The organism is Paenochrobactrum glaciei (genome assembly GCF_039522165.1).
GTDB classification, from domain to species: domain Bacteria; phylum Pseudomonadota; class Alphaproteobacteria; order Rhizobiales; family Rhizobiaceae; genus Paenochrobactrum; species Paenochrobactrum glaciei.
This window is the reverse complement of sequence record NZ_BAAADE010000031.1, coordinates 1-2,547: the sequence shown is the minus strand read 5'-3', so window position 1 is coordinate 2,547 and position 2,547 is coordinate 1. Positions and strand designations below refer to the sequence as shown.

Here is a 2,547-nt window from a genome sequence, read left to right as displayed (position 1 = left end):
GCCAGTCACGGCCGGTGATGAATGGGGTGATTAGCATCCTCCAACCCCTGCCCCAGATCGCGCGCCGCTCGATAACGTTTGATCGGGGTACCGAGTTCAGCGAATGGGCTTATCTGCAAGCTGGCATTCCCGAGACCTTGATCCACTCACCCTCAGTGATAGAGACCTCGCATTCATCTGTCATCGACTCAACAATACGTCTCGAAAATGCCTTGGGTACAAAACGCCTGCATAAGTCTTTCGGCAAAAACTTATCGCAAATAAAAATCGTTATACGTACCTACTTGGCATGTCTTGACCGCATTGTTGCAGCGAGATGCAACACGAAAGCGTCCTTGTCATAACCAAGGACGTTTTTTTCAATCCCTTAGTTCGTATTGTCTAAAACCCATGTCTCTTATGAGCGGGATATAAACATTCATGTTCCTTCAAAGACAGAAAGTCTCACATAGCAACTGAAGATTGATGTCTCGATAGTGAGTGGATATTGTCCCACCTAGTTATTTATTGGGGGGTAAAAATGCGCACATTGAAGGTATGCCTATTAACGTTGACAGCAGGCTATATCGCACACACATCACATGCATTTGCGGACAGCTGTGATAGCAAGCCAGGCGACGTGGTCGCGGTTGATAAAGAATACTCGCCTCGTCTAAAACCAGACGCAAAAGCTGGCAAGATCAAAAACGAAAAGCTGTCAAAAGCGCTCAAAGAGACGCATTACCACGAGATTGACCCATCAACCACGGTTCGCCGTCTATGCTCTCAGGGTGATTGGACTGAAGTGCAGATTGTAACGCCGGAATGGCTGACACATGTGCAAGGCTGGGTTCCCACAAAGAACCTTCGGGTTATGCAGGTTTCTGCCAGCGGTAAACGGGTTTATATCGAGAATGATCTTCATTGGAACAAAGACACGTCGAAGCACAAAGCCAAGATCGTGCCGATTGTGAATAAAATCTTCAATGAGCGCACTGGATGCGATGACATCAACACGAATTCGATTCAAAAGTTCAAAAAGTCCAAAGATGAATTCAGCGTGATGTGTGTCGGGAAGCCAGGCTTTGAAGTCAAATTCAAACTCAGCGACATAGATAAGGAATTCAAAGATCCTATGGCTGTTTCAAAAGTGGCTGCGATAGAGGCATGTGAGAAGGCCGCAAAGGCCAAGGCAACTCACCCTTCGACAGTCAGCTTCTCTAAATTCATCAATGTCTCGTTCCTTGCACGGCCAGATGGCAGCGCGGTTCTGCAGTCGAAATTCACAGCGAAGAATGCGTTGAATTTACAGGTTGAGTATCAAATCCAATGCTTGTTTGAAGGCAACGCGCTCGTTGAGGCGAATGTTTTTGAGAGTAAGTAACTCACTTTATTTGGGGTTCCTGCCGCTTGTTGAAATCCCATTTCTTATAAATAGATATAAGAACAACATATAATAAGGAAACTGAAATGAGTTATTGGGGAAAGAGAGAGCAACTCGATAAACTACAAGCTATATTTAAGTCAGTTCTAGGAAATGCGACGCCTGATGATATTTTTATTCATGGAGAATTAACAGTATCAGTGGATAAAAAACGATTGCGTGAATTCAGCAGCTCAAAACTTTTATCTCATGCAATTTATGAAGTCGACTTTCCACGAGTAGCGGGGCCAGTTGATCTGTATCACTATACAACTATTGATGGTTTTAGAGGAATTATCAGAGAGGGGAAGATTTATTTGTATCCAGTTGCTAAGCGAATGAAAGAGGGGGAGTTTCATCCTTATGCGTTTGACAATGAATTTGACGGTTATTACACACCTGATCCCGAAACTTGTCGAACTTATGGTCAGGAACTAAGCGAAGATTTATACTATATATCTCTAACCGATCTCAAGAATGGTGATGATGAAGATCAGTTCTGGAGTTATTTTTCAGAACACCGTGGTGTTCGACTGAAGCTCAGACTAACTCCAAAAGTTGCGTGTGACTTGCGTCGTATGAAATATCGGCCAAAAGATGGAAAGACAGCCTTAACTGAAATTAATGAACTCTTAGGTGAAAAATTAGGTCTCAGATTTTGCCCTCATGAGTCTTCTCGTATTCCGGCATTCTATCTGCCGGATGGTTTTAAAGCCGAAGACGAGACCCGATTGATGATCAAAAAACACATTGAAGGTAAGGATAGAACTATTCAATTTGGTGACGGAATGGTTTGGCCTGTTCCGCTTGCTGCTCCAGGAGGCGTGACGAATGATGATTGGTGCGAGATCGAGTTGCTGGAAGTTAAAGTCGCGCCGAATGGCAATGGTGCTGATGTCCAAAGTGAACTGGATGGCACAATATATCAAAGTGTACCAGTTACATAAGCATATATATTCCTCGATTGCCATCGAAACAGTATTCTTTAATACTTAATGTACGAAGTCGAATTGAACCACACCGGGTTTGCCGGAGGGTCTAACTTCAAATAGAGTTGACCCTATGGAACATAAGAGAACATCCCAACGTTACTCGTCCGAATTCCGTGAACGTGCTGTTGGCATGCTGATTGAGCATCTGAGTGA

2 protein-coding genes and 1 pseudogene are annotated in these 2,547 nt (G+C 43.9%); all 3 read left to right on the top strand.

All coding sequences use genetic code 11. The features are described from left to right. Positions 1–235, top strand: a pseudogene (locus tag ABDZ76_RS17460) (IS30 family transposase); the annotation flags it as partial. A gap of 285 nt (positions 236–520) precedes the next feature. After that, positions 521–1,363, top strand: coding sequence for a hypothetical protein (locus ABDZ76_RS17455; protein WP_343808609.1), 843 nt, complete (start codon positions 521–523; stop codon positions 1,361–1,363). An 86-nt stretch (positions 1,364–1,449) separates the two neighbouring features. Next, a complete protein-coding gene (locus ABDZ76_RS17450; protein WP_343808607.1) occupies positions 1,450–2,349 on the top strand; it encodes a hypothetical protein in 900 nt (299 codons plus the stop codon). Positions 2,350–2,547: the final 198 nt, after the last annotated feature.

Bases quoted from the DNA above. Each gene is read 5' to 3' on its own strand.
- ABDZ76_RS17455 (WP_343808609.1), top strand. From the start codon at position 521: ATGCGCACATTGAAGGTATGCCTATTAACGTTGACAGCAGGCTATATC.
- ABDZ76_RS17450 (WP_343808607.1), top strand. From the start codon at position 1,450: ATGAGTTATTGGGGAAAGAGAGAGCAACTCGATAAACTACAAGCTATA.